Genomic DNA, 17,859 nt, shown 5'->3' with positions numbered 1-17,859 from the left:
GTGTTTTTTTCTGTAGTTCACCCGGGGAAAATCTTCACTTTACTCTCTATGCCGGACTGGGCAATATAGAACAAGTGGAGGAAACAACCCCGATGGTTTTCAGGAGTTTTGGAGGCTGGAATGACTATATCTTGAGTAACAATTTTGCAAATACAAGAGCAATACCAGGTATTCCAGAAAGGACTGAGAGGTGGTATAATGATTCTACCTACTTTGACACATCGATTGCGGTTGCTTTTGAAGGGAACCGGATAGCAGAAATTACCGATGTAGCCCTTGTGAACGAAAAAGTCGTTGTTAATTACAGGCTTAGTGATGAGGACTATACCATAACATACTATAAGTACGATCCTGATGGCGAAGAGTATGATGCTAAAGCTATTGTTTTTTACTTTATCAGCAGTGCTGAAACACAACTGCACGAAAAAGAGGTGGTGTTCGAACAGGAAAATGTTTCGGTAAAGAGAAATCAGCCAATTCGCCCGGCGGGATCTGGTTTAAATACCGGACACCATACCCCAAGGAGTGTTGATCTCAGGGGTACTGTAGCTGCGGAGAAACGACCAAGTGGTTTCTATATCAAACAGCAAACTGGTCATGTACAACGCAGGGTAGAGGTAAAGTGAATTGAAATAAGGGGCCTTGGGTTATGGAAACAATGTGTTTGTTACAGCAAAGGCCCCGGTAATCTCAGTGGTACTTATCGTATGGTTATTTTTTCAGCTTAACTGTATATAAATTGACCAGTTCCCCTGTTTCAACCCTTATAATAAAAACTCCGTTTGATAAAGCTCTTCCAGACCGGTCCCTGTAATTCCAGTAGACCTCTTTTGTTCCCGGGCTAATGGTTTGTGTGTGTAGTAGCCTTCCACGGATATCAAAAACTGAAAGCCTGCCCGATTGCAGGGGGCTGTTGTAGAGAAGGGAGAAATTGTTCTTTCTTGCTGAAACCGAAATCATTTCTGGTGATTTTTTCATCTCTTTGTTAATTGCGACAGGGGGTTCTACAACAAAACTATCAACAGGGAGGGACCAAAGACCCCGGTTTTTATCTGTGCTTACAGTCCAGTACCAGGTTCCGTAATCAAGATCGTGAAGCGGTGTGAATGTTGTGTCTGAAACCGGATATCTGAGTGGATCTATAATGCCTGATTGTTGAGAGAGTACCACGTGATATATCGTTTCTTCGGGTACAGGGTGCCACTTTAAAACCGGCCTGGTGTCATTAATTATCTCCCCATCGAAACGTATAATATAGGGGATCGAATCTGCCTGGAGAGTGTAAGTATCAACAAGGGAAAAGGTGTCCACGAGATCTGAGCGAACTCTCCACATGATTAATCCCGGAGTCAGAGGAACATCGACTGTAAAAAATGTATCTGCAATCTGTGCAGATACATGTGGGGTAGCCAGGCTTCCGGTGTTACTGCTTCCGACCTGAATAACATAGCTGCTTGCCCCCTCAACCGGGTGCCAGTGAAAGGTGGGGGTTTTGTTATTACAGAGTCTGGGTTCGTGAGCAAGAAGAATCGGTACTCTTGCATCCTTGACTTCAAAACTGTCTATATCCGAAAATTCTGAATCATCAGCACTGACTCTCCAGAAAATCTTTCCCACAGGCAGATTCGAACTTAAATAAAACGTGTCGCTTACCGATTCCACAATTGGATCATCTGAAAAAGACCTGCTTTGAGATAGTTCAATTGTATAGTTTGAAATTGCTCTTGACGGTTTATACCAGGTTAAAACGGGACTTCTGTTAAAGGTAGGGCTTTCGTAGGGAATAAGAAGCGGAATTCTGTCATCCTCTACAAGAAAAGAGTTTACTTCTGACCAGGTACCACCATCCGTATTTACCCTCCAATGAAACACTCCAATTGGCAGATCAGCCTGGGGTGTATAAAATGTATCGGAACGAGTGCTCCTGATTTGGACAGGGGAAAAGGAGGAGTTTTGTGAAATTTCTATAGTAAAAGAGGGATCCTCCACCGGCGGTCTGTGCCAGCTAAAAACAGGTCTGCGGTCGAATGTGGGACTTTGCTGTGGAATCAATACCGGTATACTGACATCCAGAACCGCAACCTGTTCCATTATTGACCACGGGCTGTTGTCGGCTTTTACTCTCCAAAAAATGGTAGTGATCGGAAGGTCAGAGTCTGGAGTGAAGCTGTTGGTGAATAATGTATCCTGATGTATTATGGACGCGGCTGAAAAGGTGTTGCTGGTTGCTATCTGAATTGTGTAGGTTTGGGCTCCTGTGACATGACTCCAGTTAAATATTGGTTTGCGCTCGGTGATCGTTGACCCAAGTAGTTCCGTTTCAGGAGCATTTGCATCAAAACCAACTATTTCTATATCATCTAACCAGAATGTAGCCTCACTGGGATTTAAGTCGTCAGCGCTGATTTCCCACTGTAAGCGAAGAGCTCTTTCCAAATTGAATGAGACCCGTCTGGCCCAGGTTGGTTGTACTAATTGGGAGATGTTAACTGAATGCTGTTCCCAAACCGTGTCTATGGTGACAATCCTTCTGTGATACCCATAATCGTTCACCCCGGAAGTGGGAACTTGAACCCGAACATTCAATCTGGATGATGCCTTCGCCCAGAAAGTAATCTGTGTTGCACCTGTCAGATCGCGGGCTCCATTTTTTGCATCAGACAAACTCGTCGCAATTCCAACGGTAGCCCCCCAGCTACTGGTGCCTCTGCCCGGAAGCATTGTGCCAAAAGAGTATTGCATCTTCATTCCATAAAGAGGTGTTCCGGTTGGGTTCCCTTCACCCAGGGTGGGGTCTATAATCCAGGTGTTAGCTTCCTCTTCTCTAAGTGTTCCGTTTATAATCTCAGAGTTGCCGCCGTCTTCTCTGTCTGCATAAGCAGTCCATTCACCTTTGAAATTGTTGGTTGTGGTACCATCTTCAAAATCGGACAAAATAACTGCATGAGTCGATGAGAACAGGATTGCAACAAAGATCAAAAATATACAATTAAATGAAAAACGGTTCATTTGGTGCCTCTGTGCGATAGGGTTATGGTTTGGTTACGGTGTTGTTGTACAGAGTAGTATAATTTATGAGATAGTTTCGGGTAAAGAAAATTTGTTATGACATCACAGAGCCCAGACAGAAGACTGTTTATAGCTAAACTGCACGAAAAAGAGGTGGTGTTTGAACAGGAAAATGTTTCGGTAAAGAGAAATCAGCCGATTCGCCCAGCGGGATCTGGGTTAAATGTCGGTCACCATACCCAAATGAGTGTTGATCTTAGGGGTAGTGTAGCTGCGGAGAAACGACCAAATGGTTTCTATATTAAACAGCAAACTGGTCATGTACAACGCAGGGTAGAGGTAAAGTGAACGGAACAAGGGGGGCTGAGTTCTGAACCCCCACCAATTGAAATGGTTCCTAAAGCAAAGGTCCCAGTAATCTCAATGGTACCTGTACCGCCTTCTCTTTCAGGCTACGTTGTTTCCACTGCCGGGCAGTAATTTTTTCACTACATGCAACAGTATGCATGATATCCTTTTTAATATCCCTGAGTGCTGGTACCCCGCACAACCATACACCGTTTTCAAAGTGTAGATAAAAACTTCTGTAATCCATATTTATAGTTCCGACAATGGCGATGTCATCGTCGCAGAGAATGGTTTTAGCATGGATGAAACCTGGCGTGTACTCGTAAATAGAAACCCCTGCATCCATCAATTTACTGTAATTAGACCTGGTGACAACATGTACATACCATTTATCCCACCGTTTCGGTGTAATGATTCTTACATCCACCCCACTGTGAGACGCTGCGCACAGCTGGGTTAACAAAGAATCATCTATTACAAGGTAGGGAGTCATTATGTAGACATAATCCTTAGCAGCAGCTATGATCTGGTGATACATGTCTTTAGCCGGGTTATGAGGATCATTAACCGGTCCGTCACTAAATGGCTGATAAAACCCATCTCCCTTTACAATACTATCAGATTTGTATTTAAGGTACTCCTCTTTTTGGCCTGTTTGCGCTTTCCACATCTGCAAAAAGATAATTGTCATGCTATACACCGCGTCGCCTTCAAGTCTGATACCATTGTCTTTCCAGTAACCCAGTTTTTCAGTAATATTAGCATATTCATCTGCCAGGTTTACTCCACCGGTGTAAGCGACTGAACCATCAATAACAGTTATTTTCTGGTGGTTTCTGTAGTTAAGATAGAGAATGGAGAGGTATTTGTGAACCGGATTGAACGCGACGGCATCTATACCATAACTGTTAAGCTCTTTAATAAAATCCTTTGATACAGTCAAAATACTGCCAAGATCATCAAACATTACGCGTACAACCACACCACTTGCGGCCTTTTGTTTTAGGATATCAAGAATCGATTGCCAAAGCTCTCCCTGGCTAATAATGAAGTAGGACATAAATATAAATTTCTGAGCTTTTTTGAGATCCTCAAGCATGGCATCAAAGAGCTCTTCTCCGGTGCTGTAGTATTCGCTTTTGGTGTTATTATACAGCGGAAATCCCTCATACTCGAGAAATCTCACCATGCGGCGGCGCTGAGGGAATTTAAAAAACAGAGAAACCCTCGCGTCTTCATCGTGATGAAACATCTTAAGCTGTTCCATTACTATAGCGCGTACCATTTTTGCCTTTTTAAACTTAATGCGGGTATTACCCCAGAGAAGATAGAGTATATACCCAAAAACCGGAGAAACAAGGAATATCACTATCCAGGAGGTTGAAAACGCGGAGTAATGATTTCTACTTAGTATGTAAATTACTTCGGTTATTGCCAGCAATTCAAACACTAAAAAGATAAGGAGGTAGTTTTGTCTAAGATACAGGGAAAGCATGCCCACCATAAAAAGCTGCAGCAGAACCGCCACTACTACCAATGCGATCCTCAACAATCCACTGTGGTTTTTGTCATTCTTTTTCATAGGGTAAAATATTTTTCTTAGCAGATTTCTGAAATCTTATTATAGTATAAATAACTACTATCACCGCGATGACAATAAGCGCAGGCACAAGGTAGGGAGTTTGAAGGGGTCTTAGCGCCACATTTCCCAGCAACACAATAAGCATCATCCTGGGAACCAGCACCAGCAGTGAACCCAGAAGATAAGGCGTAAACGAGGCGCCTACGGCACCAAACAACATACTTATGGAATCGATTGGTGGCCCCGGAACGAAACGGGCAAGAAAACTGCTGAAAAACCCGTTTTTTAGCGCATACCCATGTATCCTCATCCCATGGCGGCTTTTTTGAATAATAGGCATCACCCGTTTCTGGCCCAATCGTTTGCCTACATAGTACCCGACCGCCAACTCCAGAACAAGCCCCACAAAACCAACCGATACAGCAGTAATTGGCTGAAACGTCGCCCCCAATCCCACATAGATAAACCAAATTGGGATCACCATCGTGGCGCCCTTCAAACAAAAAACTCCCAGGCTAATGGCAATAACAATCCAGGTGTAGGGACTTAAAAGCCTCAGCCCTTCACCCGATGAAGGGGTGCTGTAGGCTGCATCCAGCATTATAACCACTGAAAACAGAACAATTAATAATGCGACTGCTCCAACAATATATCGTTTTCCGTTTATTTTATTCAAAAGCGTTATTCTCTGAATTACAGTGAAACCCGAATCATAGGTAATCAGCAGTGCCTGTCTTGCAAGTGCAGGTACTGTTTTTATATCAAGAGTCATTGCCAACCAATACTCCTTTGGTACTGCGCACTGCCCTTAAAAAGAGCACACTTAAGAAACAAAACCCGACGTAAGAAGGGCAGCACTGAAGGTAAAACTAATTAATACGTAATGGAATTAAAATAATTCAGATGAAGAAGAGAAAAAGAATGTCTGGTTTCGCGACCCTTTTTACCCCTTTAAATCGTTACAAAAACCCAAAATATAAGACAGCATAACCCGAATATAGTGACTATTATAATGGGGGTTACAACTATGCGTTACTCAGACAGTTACAACAAAGATTTTTACGGAGACGCTCTTATTGGTTTTCATCAGTTTGGTCCGGACCGAAAAATCCTCTCTATAAACGATTATGAGCTTACACTAACCGGTTACAGCAGAGAGGAAGTGGTGGGCAAGAAAAGCTGGGCTGATCTTATTATTCCTCAGCACCGTGAGCGCTTCGAGAAGCACTGGGCAGGTATTAGTAATGGAGAGGATATTCACAATTTTGAATACACTCTGGTTCGAAAAGATGGTTCCTTTGTTGATGTAATGCTTAATGCCACAGCTAACTTTGATACTGATGGAACGTTACTAAACACCCAGGGAATAGTTGTGGATATAAGTTCCCGTAAACAATACGAAAGAGAGCTTTCCGAAAAAGAGGAAAGTGCCCGTCAACTTAGTAGTGCCCTTAAGGTTAAGAAAAGACGGCAGCAGCTTGCAATCAGTATTCTTGAAGAATTGAACGGGTTTAACTGTGATGAAAGTGATCTGATACTGAAGATTTTGGATCAGATTCAATCTGTGGGTGAATATGAAACCGCGTCCATACGCTTGCGCAACAATTCAGATGATGGGGAGCTTTTTACCACCATCTCAAAAGACGCAAGGATCTCTTCAAGATGCCTTTCAGGAAGCTCCGCGTGTAACTCATCATGCGGCAAACTAACCGCGGCTAAAGAGCTTTTTGAATATCCCAGAACGGTTTGGGTTAACAGTAAGGAAGATGCTGTAAACAGTGACTACTCAGTTTACTCTATGATTTTCTGTTGTCAGAATCAGGGGTTTAATTCCATTGCTCTCATTCCTCTGTGGGTAGCAGGAGAGCCCTTTGGGTTTTTACAGATTGCCGATACCAGGCAGGGAAAATTTAACGCGGAAGCCATATCGTTTCTGGAAGGTATGGTTTCCAGTATTGGCATTGCCTTGTCACGTATCAGAAACAGGGCGCAGCTTGCGGAGAGTAACCGCATGTTGAGTGACAAAAATCGTCAACTCGATACCCTTATAGAAAAGCTTCATGCCGCAAATGAACAGAAGACAGAATTTTTATCGATGGTTGCACATGAAGTGCGCAATCCATTGGCGGGAATAATTGGTTTTGCACAAACGCTGCGCTCTTCGGGGGAGAATATCAGTGATTCAGAGAGGGAAAAGTTTTTGGCAGTGATAGAGAGCGAGGGGCGCCGGATGACATCGCTGATCGAAGAGTTGCTTGATGTGACGAAGATTGAAAATGGAATCATAAAGATGGAGCATGCCTGCTTTAACCTTAAAGCTATTGTAGATGAAGCCGCGGAAACAGTGAGGGTTGGTAACAATAGCGTAATCAGTATTGTAAACAGGGCAGGGGAGAGTTTTGTTCATGGTGATAAAAACAGAATAAAACAGGTGCTCCTAAACCTCCTGGTCAACGCCGCAAAGCATGGTGGTGATGGTAAAGAGATTACTGTTTCGGTGGAAGAAGATGATGGCTACTTAAAGGTAGGGATTAAAGATCAGGGACCGGGTATCTCTGGTGAGAATTTATCGAGAGTGTTCAACAAGTTTTTTCAGATAAAGGGTTCATCATCGGCAAAGAGCAAAGGAAGTGGTCTGGGGCTTTCCATCGCAAAAGAGATCGTTAGTGCTCATGGAGGCACAATCCGGGTAGAGAGTTCTGTAGGTGAAGGAGCTACTTTTAATTTTACTGTGCCGGTGTGCGGGGAGGAAGTAGAAAAGAGGGAAGAGAGTCCTTCCCTCTAATCTGAATCCCACCTAATTAAGTTTGCTCAAGGTTCTGTTTCTCTGAGTTCATTAATTAAATCAATGGTCCCGTCTGTTATGGTACCCAGGTACCAGTAAGATCCGTCACCGTCTGCATTCTCGGAGTAAATGTTTAGCTCCTCTTCATTAACTAAATCGGTGATGATCACTTGAGCATTAGTCCTTTCGAACACTTGTCCCGGATCATATCCGATCTCTGCAAATATCTTGTATGTTCCTTCAACAAAACGGCTGATGTGGATTATTTCCTGCATCCATTCAAGTTCAGCAAAGGGATAAGTGAAAAGGTCACCAATCATAAAACCGACTTTCATCGGTTCATATTCATCGTTTTCGGATGGAACCAATAAGTAAAGATTAATATTTAATCCTTCCGATGCAGAAGGATTTACCAGCTCCAGTGTCATAAGAGTGTCTGCTATGCAGCCATCATTTGGAAGAAGGCGTATCGTCTGACCTGTGGCAAAACCACCTTTCAATGTTACCGATGAAGAATGTTCGCGGTACCCATTCTTCTTTACAGTAATATTACACGAAAGCTGAGAATCGGGTGAGTTGACCGGAATGTCTTCAATCATAGTAAAGCCTGTAGAGTCAGTGAATGTGGTTTTATTCAGGCACTCAAAGATCACCTCAGCGTTTTCTAATTCTTTGTTTGCACAGCTATCTGCTACAGTTATATAAATAGAGGCAGTGGGTAATTCGCTGTCATGAAACACAAATTCTACAGGTTCTTTGGATGTGGTGTTTTCATAGTAGCCGATACATTCAATCCAGTAATATAACGTATCGGAATCGGTAGCTGGCCTGTCTTCAAAACTGATTGTGGTAATGGAGTCTGCAATTGTATTCGCATGATGAATGTTGTTTGTTTCACCTCTTAGTACGTTGAAGGCAACAACATTACCCGGATCATTCCAGGAGAGTCTAATCCCCCCGGAAATGGAATCAACAGCAGCAACAGGGGTAACAGGTTCTGGCACACTCCAGGAATTGTTCCATATGGCGCCATAGCCGTAATTTCCCAGCTCACTTTCCCCATACTGGTTTCTCGCTTTAACCCTGTAAAAGTAGATGTCCCGGTAAGTAACACCATCATCAAAAAAACCAAATTCTGTTCCATCACTGAACCTAAACCCACCGCGTGTTAATGGATATGAGGGTTTTATCCAGCCAGAGACAGGTTCATAGGTGTCGGTAAGACGATCAGCCCTGTATACCATGTACTCTGTTGCTCCCGGAACAAGGTTCCAAAATACCTGCATCACATCACCCATACCAAGGGCTCGTGCATTAACCGTGTCTGGTGTTTTGGGGGGTGTTTCAATAAGATCGCCCCAGTGTACCATAAAAGTATCACTGAAAGTGGGTGCCACATTCCAAAGAGCTGTTTCTATGGTGATATAATAGGGCACTCCGGGAAGCATATATTCAATTTTCCACTCCCTGTTGTGCATGAGATCATCACTGATTGCTTCAAATGGATTGGTAGGTTTGGATTGGGTAGCATAAACCCTATAAGATGGGCTGGCTCTTTGTACTTCACATTCCCAGGAAATTGTGGCTTCATAAGGGCGTGTCTCTGCGAATGAAAAATCGCGGATAGGTGGTAAGTTACCTAATGATCCAGTGCTATATTCTGAGTTACCCTGAACTCCATAGCGAACAGCGTTTACTTTAAATCCATAATCTGTACCATATTCGACGCTGCTATAATCATAAAAAAACCGTGAGGTTCGATATTCATAGTTGCTACTGTCAGATACTTCGTCAATGGTTTGCCAGGGGGAAGCGCCGCCCTCCTCATAGTGTTCTCTAACCGAAACAATATAATAATTGTATGGAGCATTGAGATCTACTGTGCCTTTCCAGCTTATACGTAGATCCTCTGAAATAGTATCAACTTCAACCTCTTCGGGTGGTTTGGGCTTTTCATACATTGCATCGGCGTATTGCGCAAGATTCTGCTGTTCATTTTTACCTATTGCTATGACTCGGTATTCCGCAACACGTTCAGTATCATCGGGGTATAAGTTTCTGGGGAAAAAATCTTTGTCAATGAAAGTGGTGTCTTCACCATAATAGACCCTATTAAAATCACGCTCGAGCAGGTATCGCTGGGCATTTTTGACCCTGTTCCATGTAATCCTGAAGTGGTGTGTGCCGGGCACCTGTTCTGCTTTGACGCTACCAGGTGGAAAATCAGAAGGAGGAGAGTCTGAGTCTGTTATTCCACAGCTAAAAAGGGTGATGGTAGCTACCACAAAAAATGATGAACTTTGTCATGAAGACCTCTCTGAATCTAAGTCGAAAAAAGACCGATATTACACTAAATATACATATAAATCTTATGCTTTTCAGGATTAAAAATCAGGGTAGCTAACTGGTCAGGAATCGTAAACAACATGGCTAATAGTTTGTGAAGACGATAGTTCAACCTGACGAAGTAAGGTGTGCGTTGCAAGGTGTACAGGTTCGTCAAAAGCAAAGGAAGTGGTCTGGGGGTTTCTATCGCAAAAGAGATTATTAGTGCTCATGGCGGGACAATCCGGGTAGAGAGCACTGTAGGTGAAGGAGAAACTTTTTACTTTACTGTGCCGGTGTGCGGGGAGGAAGGGAATAAGCTTGATAAAAAAAAGCTTTCTAACACCGATCTGCTTAGAAAGCCTTTAGTGAATCTTATGCCGATAACAAATCAGAACTATCTCAGGACCACTCTTCCGGAGAATGCTTTGCTTTGCGTTCTTACCTCAGCTAAGGGGAAGGTGGGAAGGGTACACAAAAAAAAGAGAAGCCCGGTTAGTACCGGGCTCCTCTTAACAAACATCGCTATTTTGTTTTGTTACTGCAAAAAGTTTAATTAAAGGGTAACAGGTTTTCGATTTCAAAAAACAGGCCTGCTCCAAAGTGCTGTTCATCTGTTTCGTCAGTGAGGTTTTTATGAAAACCGCCTTCAAAAATTACACCTAAGCGGTTTCCTAATCTCATGTTGGCATTTGCACCTACTACGTTTGCAAATCCATCTCCCCCTTCAATCATAGTTCTGCCGGTAAACATTGGGATCGCCGATAATGCGAACCAATTTGTCGGGGCGTAGGTTAAATAAAGTGGAACAGAGAAATCTACTCTCGAATACTTGTATGTGTCATCACCACTTGTGATCTCAAACTCAGAGTATACAACACCCAGCCCCGGAGCAAAGTAAAATCCAGTAGGGCGATCTGCTCCAATCAGAGTGTATTTGGCGTGTAATCCACCACTTGCCGGAAGGGTGTATTTAAGACTGACATCAAACTGATCTGTAATACCAACAGTGGCACCGGCTTCGACTAAAGCGCTGAAATCATCACCAGCATTGGATACACTTACAAACGCATCACTGTTACCTCTACCCAATGGTTGAGCTGTTCGAAACGATGTGTTAGATGCACAACCAAGAAAAATCATTGATGCTGCTATGCTCATTACCGCAAAACGTATTGTGTGACTCATGATAACTCCTGTGAAATAAATTTGACATGTAAAAATATGGCCACTTAAAATATATTGGTGTTTACCTAAAACCAACTTAAAAATCCTGTTTTGGTCATCTTTTTGTGGGGATGAGTTTCATAGTTAATGTCGCGAGTATGGCTGGTCCGGCAGGATAGGTTTATAAAAACGCAAGCTATGGGGATAGTGTGTACAAGTTTTACAGTCATAACTATGAATTAACCGTACACTCGCTCAAGCGATAGGCAGGACTGAAAGAAAAAAGCGTAACTGTAGTTAGCTTATATGATAAAAAATGAGCAGAAGCGGTCTTCCGCTGCCAGCATTTTTAGCCCAGCGTATGTGAGTCCCAAGGACATTGTACCCGACCGGGTAGGGCCGCCGCGTCTTAGCGGATCGCCCACTTTCCGTACTACTCTTTCCACATTTTTTTAATATTTTGGAGAGCATAAGCGTGAAATAAATTTTTAAAAATAGGGAAAAAAAGGAGCAGGGCATAAAAAAAGCCTCCAAACTCAAGGTAATGGAGGCTCTTTATTTGGTACACCATCCAGGGCTCGAACCTGGGACCCACTGATTAAGAGTCAGTTGCTCTTCCAACTGAGCTAATGGTGCATTATTCGTTTTTTAAGAATTTCAAAATAAATTAATACACAATCAAAAACAACCATTAAAACCGATCAAGATGACGAAGCAATAGTTCACCGACAATTCCTAAGGCTGCAAGATTTGGCGCGGTGGTTATTCGCTCTGTTTGCAGGTCAAATTGTGAAACTTTAGATTCAATAACTTCAAAATCTCCCTCTACCCCTTCAATGAGATCAAACAGGAGATCAGCTGTAACTCTGTATGCAACCGGTTCTCCTTTTAAGATTTTGCTTATTGCCGCTTTGGGGAATGTCGGATCATCAATGGATATTCTAAACGGGATAGTAATGGTGGTGTCTGTCAGTTCCGGTAGAGTGAAATTGCTGATTTGAGCAGTAATGGCTGGTGCAGATTCTTCTATATCTTCCAGCCTTAAATAAAAGGTGGCAGAGTCAAAAAAGGCTTTAGCATCAAATTTGTTACTAAGCGAAGCTGCAAAATTAACCTCTACTTCAACTTCAGAAAAATCAAGATCTTCACCAATATCATCCGGCATAATTAATCCAATTTCAGTCCGGTCGTGACCAAAATCAACGGTAAGTGTGGTTTCGCCGGTATCTTTGTTGTTGGTGATCCCACAGCTAAACAGAAGCACAAAAACACTGACAAATCCTGCTGCAATGATCTTTTTCATGGTACTACCCTCAAACGATAAGGTTTACTGCCTTGTTTATGAAACAACTAAATTGTATGGTGAAATTCCCATCCGTGAGTGCTCTAATAGTTCTTATTGTAAAAGAAAATGCAAAAGTCGGACCTTAGAAGATCATTTGTATTTGTATCGCTTAAAGGGCCGATCGGAGGATACTGATAAAACAATTATTAGTTTAAAGCAGTGACTTAAGTCGTGGTTTTAAGAAATGAACTTAGAAAAGAAAACTTCATTGTATATTAAACAGGTATAAAAGTTCTATAAACCTAATTAAACTGTATGGGTACAAACACTTTATACCATGAATTTTAGATATCACTACATTTCCATAATAAACAACACTTAAAGGGAGGTTTTATGCACAGGTTGCCTGTGATACTTATCATTTGCGCCGCCTTTGTCTCTTCTGTATTCAGTGAGGAGCAGGTGGTCGACAGTGTCGGAAACGTATTAAGTGATTTCAGTTTCGAAGAGGGGGGGACTAACTGGAACTTCTTTGGAAGTGAAATAGGTGATGTTGCCCGTAGTGGAAACGCAGGGCTTACCGTTATAAATGAAGTTCGTAACTGGAGTGGCGCTGATCAGCTAATTGCTCTGCCTGAAGGAGCCGCCAACATAACGGTATCAGGTTGGATAAAAACCGAGGATGTGGTTCAGGGGCGTGAGAATTGGGAAAATGCACGCATCTCTATAGAATACAGGGATGCTGAGGGTAATCTTGTTGGAGGGTACCCGGCTGCAGTTGCCCAGGTTACCGGCACAACCGACTGGACCCACTACACACGCTCATACCGGGTGATGCCTGCTGCACGTGTACTGCAGGTTCAGTGTGCTTTGGGAAATGCCACCGGTGCTGCCTATTTTGATGACATTACTGTAACAATCCGTGACAGTGAAGGGAATCTGCTTGAACAGGGAGCATTAACCGGTGTTATGGATAAGGGGGACTGGTATGCACTTGATATTAACAATACTGCTTCGGGAAGCCACTTTGTTGATTGGTCCGGTTTGCTTCATACCCCGGCAGGAAAGCATGGTTTTTTAACGGTTAAGGATGGAAAATTCTACTTTGAAGACGGTACACCAGCGCGCTTCTGGGGTACTAACCTTGTAGCTGCAGATGTATTTGCCAGTGATGAAGAGATCGATTCGTTGGTATCACGGCTTTCTAAGATGGGTGCTAACCTGCTCAGGCTTCATCATATGGATGCACCTTGGTCTGTTCCCAATATCTTTGGTAATGTCGAGGGGACACGTGAACTCTGCCCCGGATCGATGCGTCAGCTCGACTATCTGATCCATCGCTGCAAAGAGGAGGGGATCTATATCTTCCTGGATCTGCTGGTGCACAGGGAATTCACTGAAGCTGATGGGGTTGAGCATACGCCACCTGATCTTGGTGGAAAACAGATTGGGTTCTTTTCAGAAAAAATCATTGAACTGCAAAAGGAGTTTAATGAACAGCTGCTAAACCATGTCAATGAGTTTACCGAAGTAGCCTATAAAGATGAACCAGCTATAGTTGCCTCAGCACTTATAAATGAGTCCACTATCTTTGGTGCCTTCTCGGGTGATATTCTTACACCACCGTATCGTCAGGAACTCCAGGACCTCTGGGCAGAATCGGAGTTTGGTGATAAAACCCTTGCTACATTTGATCTTGACTGGCAAAATGATCGTCCAAGACTCAGGCTCGAATTCGCAGACGCCGATATCGAAGAGAGTATACAGTTTCTCTCTTCTGTGGAAAAAGGATATTTTAGAACTTTAAGTGATCACCTTCGTGATCTTGGTGTAAAGTATCCGCTTGCAGGCAGCAACATGCCTTTGCCTCTTTTGGCAATGCTTAGAAACAATGCTGTGCTGGATTTTATGGCTTCAAATGATTACTGGGACCATCCTGAAGTGTGGAAAATCAATGATGATTGGGATAATATTCTCTTCGCACCATTTCACAACCGCTCTCAGTTCAGAAATCCAAACGCCAGTGCCATACAGAACAAATCCTATTACAGGGTAAAGGACTTACCGTTTGTAATAACAGAGTGGAATCACTGCTATCCAAACGAGTATGTGCTTGAGGGAGTACCACTTATGGCCGCTTATTCGGCTCTTCAGGGGTGGGACGCTGTGCTGCAGTTTGATTTTAACCTTCATACCCTTGGGCGGGACCGTATCAGAAACTATACACTCTCTGTACAGCCCGAGGATGTCGCTCAGTGGGTGATGGCCGCACCGCTCTTTTTGCGCGGAGATGTTCAGACCGCACCCGGAATGATAGTGGAAGGAATCACCCAGGAGCAGTTGGATGATATCCCCAACTACTCAAATATGCTTGAATTCAATTATCACCTGCCGTTTATAACAAGAGTGGCAAAGAGTTTTGATGGTCAGTCAGAGGGTGATATCGATGATTACGCTCAGTTCTTTTCACGGGACAGCGGTATCATTCGAAGTGAAACCGGTGAGCTTCTTTTAAACAGCCAAACTGGTTATCTTAAAATTGATGCGCCAAGAGTACAGGGAGTATCTGGGTTTATAAGTGATATAAATTTCGATTTCCCACTCTTTTCAAGCGAAATAGAGAACAAGCATGCGTCAATTTTCGCCGTATCCGCGGATGGTGAAGACCTGACCGAATCCAAACACTTTTATCTGGTGGTAACCGGACCGGCAAAGATGAGTGGTCAGGTTTACGATCCTACACGCAACCTGCTTAAAGACCCGGGAGAGGGTGAAGTGTTGGTTCAGGTAATTGAGGGAAATGTTACTTTCAATGAAGTTGCAGATGGAAGAGTTACTGTTTACCCGCTCGCTCTTGATGGATCACGGGGCAGACGTATGAGACTTAGAAGATCAAGAGGTACTGCTGGAGTTCTAAGGCTTAACAGAGGCAGAACTCTGGTGTATGAAGTTGTTATCAACTAAACATCTTTAGAAAACTGCTTTAACAGAGGCGTTCTCCTTTGCGGAGAACGCCCTTTACTTCCCCAGTCTTTTCCTGAAAAACCAGAAGATCTCCTCTGCCGTTTTACAGTTAAGCAGCTCTTCTCTGGCCTGAGAACTGTTAAGCAGCGCGGAGAGTGAGGCCAGAAACTGAATGTGGGGTCCTGTGACAGTAAGAGGAGAAAGGACCATCACAAAGATGGTGGACGGCTGACCATCCAGCGACTGAAAGTCTACTCCTTTTCTGGAAATACCTACCGAAACGGTAACCTTTGAAACGGTATCGGTTTTACCATGAGGAAGAGCTATTCCATACTGCATCCCGGTACTCATTGAATTTTCCCGCTCCATAACTGCATTAAGCGCAGACTCTCTGTCACTCACCAAACCATTTTTATCTATGACATCCAGTAATTCTTCGATGATCCCAGTTTTGCTCTGAGACTTGAGATCAGGAATTATGCACCTTGCATCAAGTATTCGGCTTATATCGGGCTCGCCCCTTGCAGTCTCTTCAGTGAGCCCTCTGAGAAAAACTTCCGGACGAATGAGATCTTTTACCCTTGTAATGGTGCTGTTGAGCTGCAGAAGCGTTTCGTACACTATGGTTTTTACAAATATCACATCCTGAGCGTCCGTTTCAAACTCAAGAACCTCTTCTTTTGTCTTCATAGTGATGCTGATCTCATCGCGTCTGAGGTGGTAAACAGTGTGACCGAAAATAGACATGGTGTGGATAAAGAAGCCCTCACCCCTGAATGCCTGCAGGACCTTTGATGTAAGTAACTCATTGAGCTCGAATGTTGAGAAATCAAAGGAAGTGGTTTCCGTTTCCCGTACCTTTACAACTTTCCTCGTTCCCCTTTTCTCAGAATCCATAAGTTTTGAGAGAACCGGAGGCGCCAAAACGGTGGTAACCAGGGTCATGATGATGCTTGCATCAAAAAGGCTCTGGTCAATTATCCGCATAGACAAACCGATCCCTGCAATGATCAGCGCCACTTCCCCCCGGGGAACCATTCCCACCCCAACCCTTGTTGCTCCAAAACGGTTGAAATTAAAAAAAAGTGCAGGGAAACCACAACCAACTATCTTGGCTATAATGGCAACCACAGTAAATACGGCACCAAGAATGAGCGTGTCTAAAGTCAGGAGGTCAAAAAGATTCACCATCATCCCCATAACCACAAAGAAAACGGGGACAAAGAAGGCATTGAGGGTTTCCAGTGTTGCCCGTATAGTGTCGTTAAGGTCGGTTTTTGAGAGACTGAGACCCATCACGTAGCCCCCAATAATCATCGCCAGACCGGCTTTCTCAAAAATTCCGGCCAGAATAAGAGCCCCCCCAAAGGCAGCCACCGATATGTACACTACGGATTTGAGCTTTTTCATTAGCCGGCTCAAATGCCTGGCAAACAAAATACCCCCAGCGGTAAACCCCACCCATACCGTTATCGCCCTTATTGCTATGAGCCCAACAGATATATCGTTCTCTTCCTGCATCCCACCCCTGAGTGCCACAAACAGACTGGAGACAACGGCAAGGAGAATTATTCCCAGCACATCCCCAATAACTGCTCCTGCAAGAATTGTAACACCTTCAGGAGAATCCATCTTGCGTTTTTCCGACAATACCCGCGCCGTTATGCCCATCGATGTCGCACAGGCAATAACCCCCAGAAACATGACTCTGGGATCAAACAGAGAGGTCTGCAGGAATACCGCACCCAGTGCAGCGCCGCCAAAGAAGGAAAACAGAACCCCCCCAACCCCAACGACAATTCCAGTAACAGAGTATTTAAACAATAAGGCCAGATCAACTTCCAGGCCGGTCGTAAACAGAAGCAATACAGAAGCAATCGTTGCAACCCCGTATAGCTGGGGAGATACCGAAACGGCATTCTGCTCAACTACGGGGAATATCCCATCGGGAAACCCCGGTAGCCCAATTGAGCCCAAAAGGTAGGGACCAATAATCATCCCGATAACCAATTCACCCAGCACCGAAGAAATATGCAGCTTCTCAAAGAGAACGTGGGCACTTCGTGCTATGATTATTATTACCCCAAGCTGGAACATAAGATCAGCCATGAGATGGATGATCGAATCGGCTTGTGTGGCTTCGGCTGCCCGGGCATTAAGACCAAACAGCAGTATAAATGAGCAAACAGATAAAACCCACCTTTTGTTCTTAAGCACTCTTTGCCTCTCCTTTAACCAAGAAATCACAACCTGACCCAACGGGCCAATTAAAATAAATAAATGTAACCCTCAGCTTAAGATGTTATCTTAAATGGCACAAAAGTTATACCAGTATTTTCTGCACTTAAAATCAACCAATGTGGTCCCTGAAAATTATGCTACGGAGGCGATCCC

At 43.7% G+C, this 17,859-nt stretch carries 12 protein-coding genes and 1 tRNA gene; 5 read left to right on the top strand and 8 right to left on the bottom strand.

Features of this window, described 5'->3' with window-relative positions:
• A partial coding sequence (locus tag QA601_17960) for a hypothetical protein (protein MDG5816987.1) occupies positions 1-626 on the top strand: 626 nt, incomplete at its 5' end.
• A gap of 85 nt (positions 627-711) precedes the next feature.
• Here the strand turns inward: QA601_17960 and QA601_17955 are convergent.
• Entirely contained in the window at positions 712-3,009 is a 2,298-nt protein-coding gene (locus QA601_17955) for a carbohydrate binding domain-containing protein (protein ID MDG5816986.1), read from the bottom strand.
• 96 nt (positions 3,010-3,105) lie between these two features.
• Between QA601_17955 and QA601_17950 the strand changes: the two genes are divergently transcribed.
• Positions 3,106-3,357, top strand: coding sequence for a hypothetical protein (locus QA601_17950; protein MDG5816985.1), 252 nt, complete (start codon positions 3,106-3,108; stop codon positions 3,355-3,357).
• Positions 3,358-3,406: 49 nt separating this feature from the next.
• Here QA601_17950 and cls read toward each other — a convergent pair whose 3' ends face one another.
• Entirely contained in the window at positions 3,407-4,939 is a 1,533-nt protein-coding gene (gene cls / locus QA601_17945; protein ID MDG5816984.1) for a cardiolipin synthase, read from the bottom strand.
• A complete protein-coding gene (locus QA601_17940) occupies positions 4,926-5,711 on the bottom strand; it encodes a VTT domain-containing protein (GenBank protein ID MDG5816983.1) in 786 nt (261 codons plus the stop codon). The genes cls and QA601_17940 overlap by 14 nt, the downstream gene beginning before the upstream one ends.
• Positions 5,712-5,966: 255 nt before the next feature.
• Between QA601_17940 and QA601_17935 the strand changes: the two genes are divergently transcribed.
• On the top strand, positions 5,967-7,724 hold the full coding sequence (locus QA601_17935; protein ID MDG5816982.1) for an ATP-binding protein: 1,758 nt from the start codon (positions 5,967-5,969) through the stop codon (positions 7,722-7,724).
• Between the two features lie 26 nt (positions 7,725-7,750).
• Here the strand turns inward: QA601_17935 and QA601_17930 are convergent, their stop codons facing one another.
• Positions 7,751-9,916 (bottom strand): fibronectin type III domain-containing protein, encoded by a 2,166-nt coding sequence (locus QA601_17930; GenBank protein MDG5816981.1) that lies wholly within the window; start codon positions 9,914-9,916, stop codon positions 7,751-7,753.
• 294 nt (positions 9,917-10,210) lie between these two features.
• On the opposite strand from QA601_17930, the gene QA601_17925 reads away from it, so the two are divergent.
• Positions 10,211-10,609, top strand: coding sequence for an ATP-binding protein (locus tag QA601_17925; GenBank protein MDG5816980.1), 399 nt, complete (start codon positions 10,211-10,213; stop codon positions 10,607-10,609).
• Here the strand turns inward: QA601_17925 and QA601_17920 are convergent.
• From QA601_17920 to QA601_17910, 3 genes are all read right to left on the bottom strand, one after another.
• Positions 10,602-11,237 (bottom strand): hypothetical protein, encoded by a 636-nt coding sequence (locus QA601_17920; GenBank protein MDG5816979.1) that lies wholly within the window; start codon positions 11,235-11,237, stop codon positions 10,602-10,604. The two genes, QA601_17925 and QA601_17920, sit on opposite strands and share 8 nt — an antisense overlap.
• A gap of 539 nt (positions 11,238-11,776) precedes the next feature.
• A tRNA-Lys gene (locus QA601_17915) sits at positions 11,777-11,852 on the bottom strand.
• 55 nt (positions 11,853-11,907) lie between these two features.
• Positions 11,908-12,519 (bottom strand): hypothetical protein, encoded by a 612-nt coding sequence (locus tag QA601_17910; GenBank protein MDG5816978.1) that lies wholly within the window; start codon positions 12,517-12,519, stop codon positions 11,908-11,910.
• A gap of 375 nt (positions 12,520-12,894) precedes the next feature.
• Here QA601_17910 and QA601_17905 point away from each other — a divergent pair, with 375 nt between their 5' ends.
• Positions 12,895-15,465, top strand: a complete 2,571-nt coding sequence (locus QA601_17905) for a carbohydrate binding domain-containing protein (GenBank protein MDG5816977.1) — start codon at positions 12,895-12,897, stop codon at positions 15,463-15,465.
• A 54-nt stretch (positions 15,466-15,519) separates the two neighbouring features.
• Here the strand turns inward: QA601_17905 and QA601_17900 are convergent, their stop codons facing one another.
• Positions 15,520-17,682, bottom strand: a complete 2,163-nt coding sequence (locus QA601_17900) for a cation:proton antiporter (protein MDG5816976.1) — start codon at positions 17,680-17,682, stop codon at positions 15,520-15,522.
• Between the last annotated feature and the right edge of the window lie 177 nt (positions 17,683-17,859).

It is taken from the genome of Chitinispirillales bacterium ANBcel5 (assembly GCA_029688955.1).
GTDB classification, from domain to species: Bacteria; Fibrobacterota; Chitinivibrionia; order Chitinivibrionales; family Chitinispirillaceae; genus Cellulosispirillum; species Cellulosispirillum alkaliphilum.
Note: the sequence above shows the minus strand (reverse complement) of the source record. Positions and strands in the feature narration are given on the sequence as shown.

Bases quoted from the DNA above. Each gene is read 5' to 3' on its own strand.
- QA601_17920 (MDG5816979.1), bottom strand. From the start codon at position 11,237: ATGAGTCACACAATACGTTTTGCGGTAATGAGCATAGCAGCATCAATG.
- QA601_17910 (MDG5816978.1), bottom strand. From the start codon at position 12,519: ATGAAAAAGATCATTGCAGCAGGATTTGTCAGTGTTTTTGTGCTTCTG.
- QA601_17950 (MDG5816985.1), top strand. From the start codon at position 3,106: ATGACATCACAGAGCCCAGACAGAAGACTGTTTATAGCTAAACTGCAC.
- cls (MDG5816984.1), bottom strand. From the start codon at position 4,939: ATGAAAAAGAATGACAAAAACCACAGTGGATTGTTGAGGATCGCATTG.
- QA601_17935 (MDG5816982.1), top strand. From the start codon at position 5,967: ATGCGTTACTCAGACAGTTACAACAAAGATTTTTACGGAGACGCTCTT.
- QA601_17940 (MDG5816983.1), bottom strand. From the start codon at position 5,711: ATGACTCTTGATATAAAAACAGTACCTGCACTTGCAAGACAGGCACTG.
- QA601_17955 (MDG5816986.1), bottom strand. From the start codon at position 3,009: ATGAACCGTTTTTCATTTAATTGTATATTTTTGATCTTTGTTGCAATC.
- QA601_17905 (MDG5816977.1), top strand. From the start codon at position 12,895: ATGCACAGGTTGCCTGTGATACTTATCATTTGCGCCGCCTTTGTCTCT.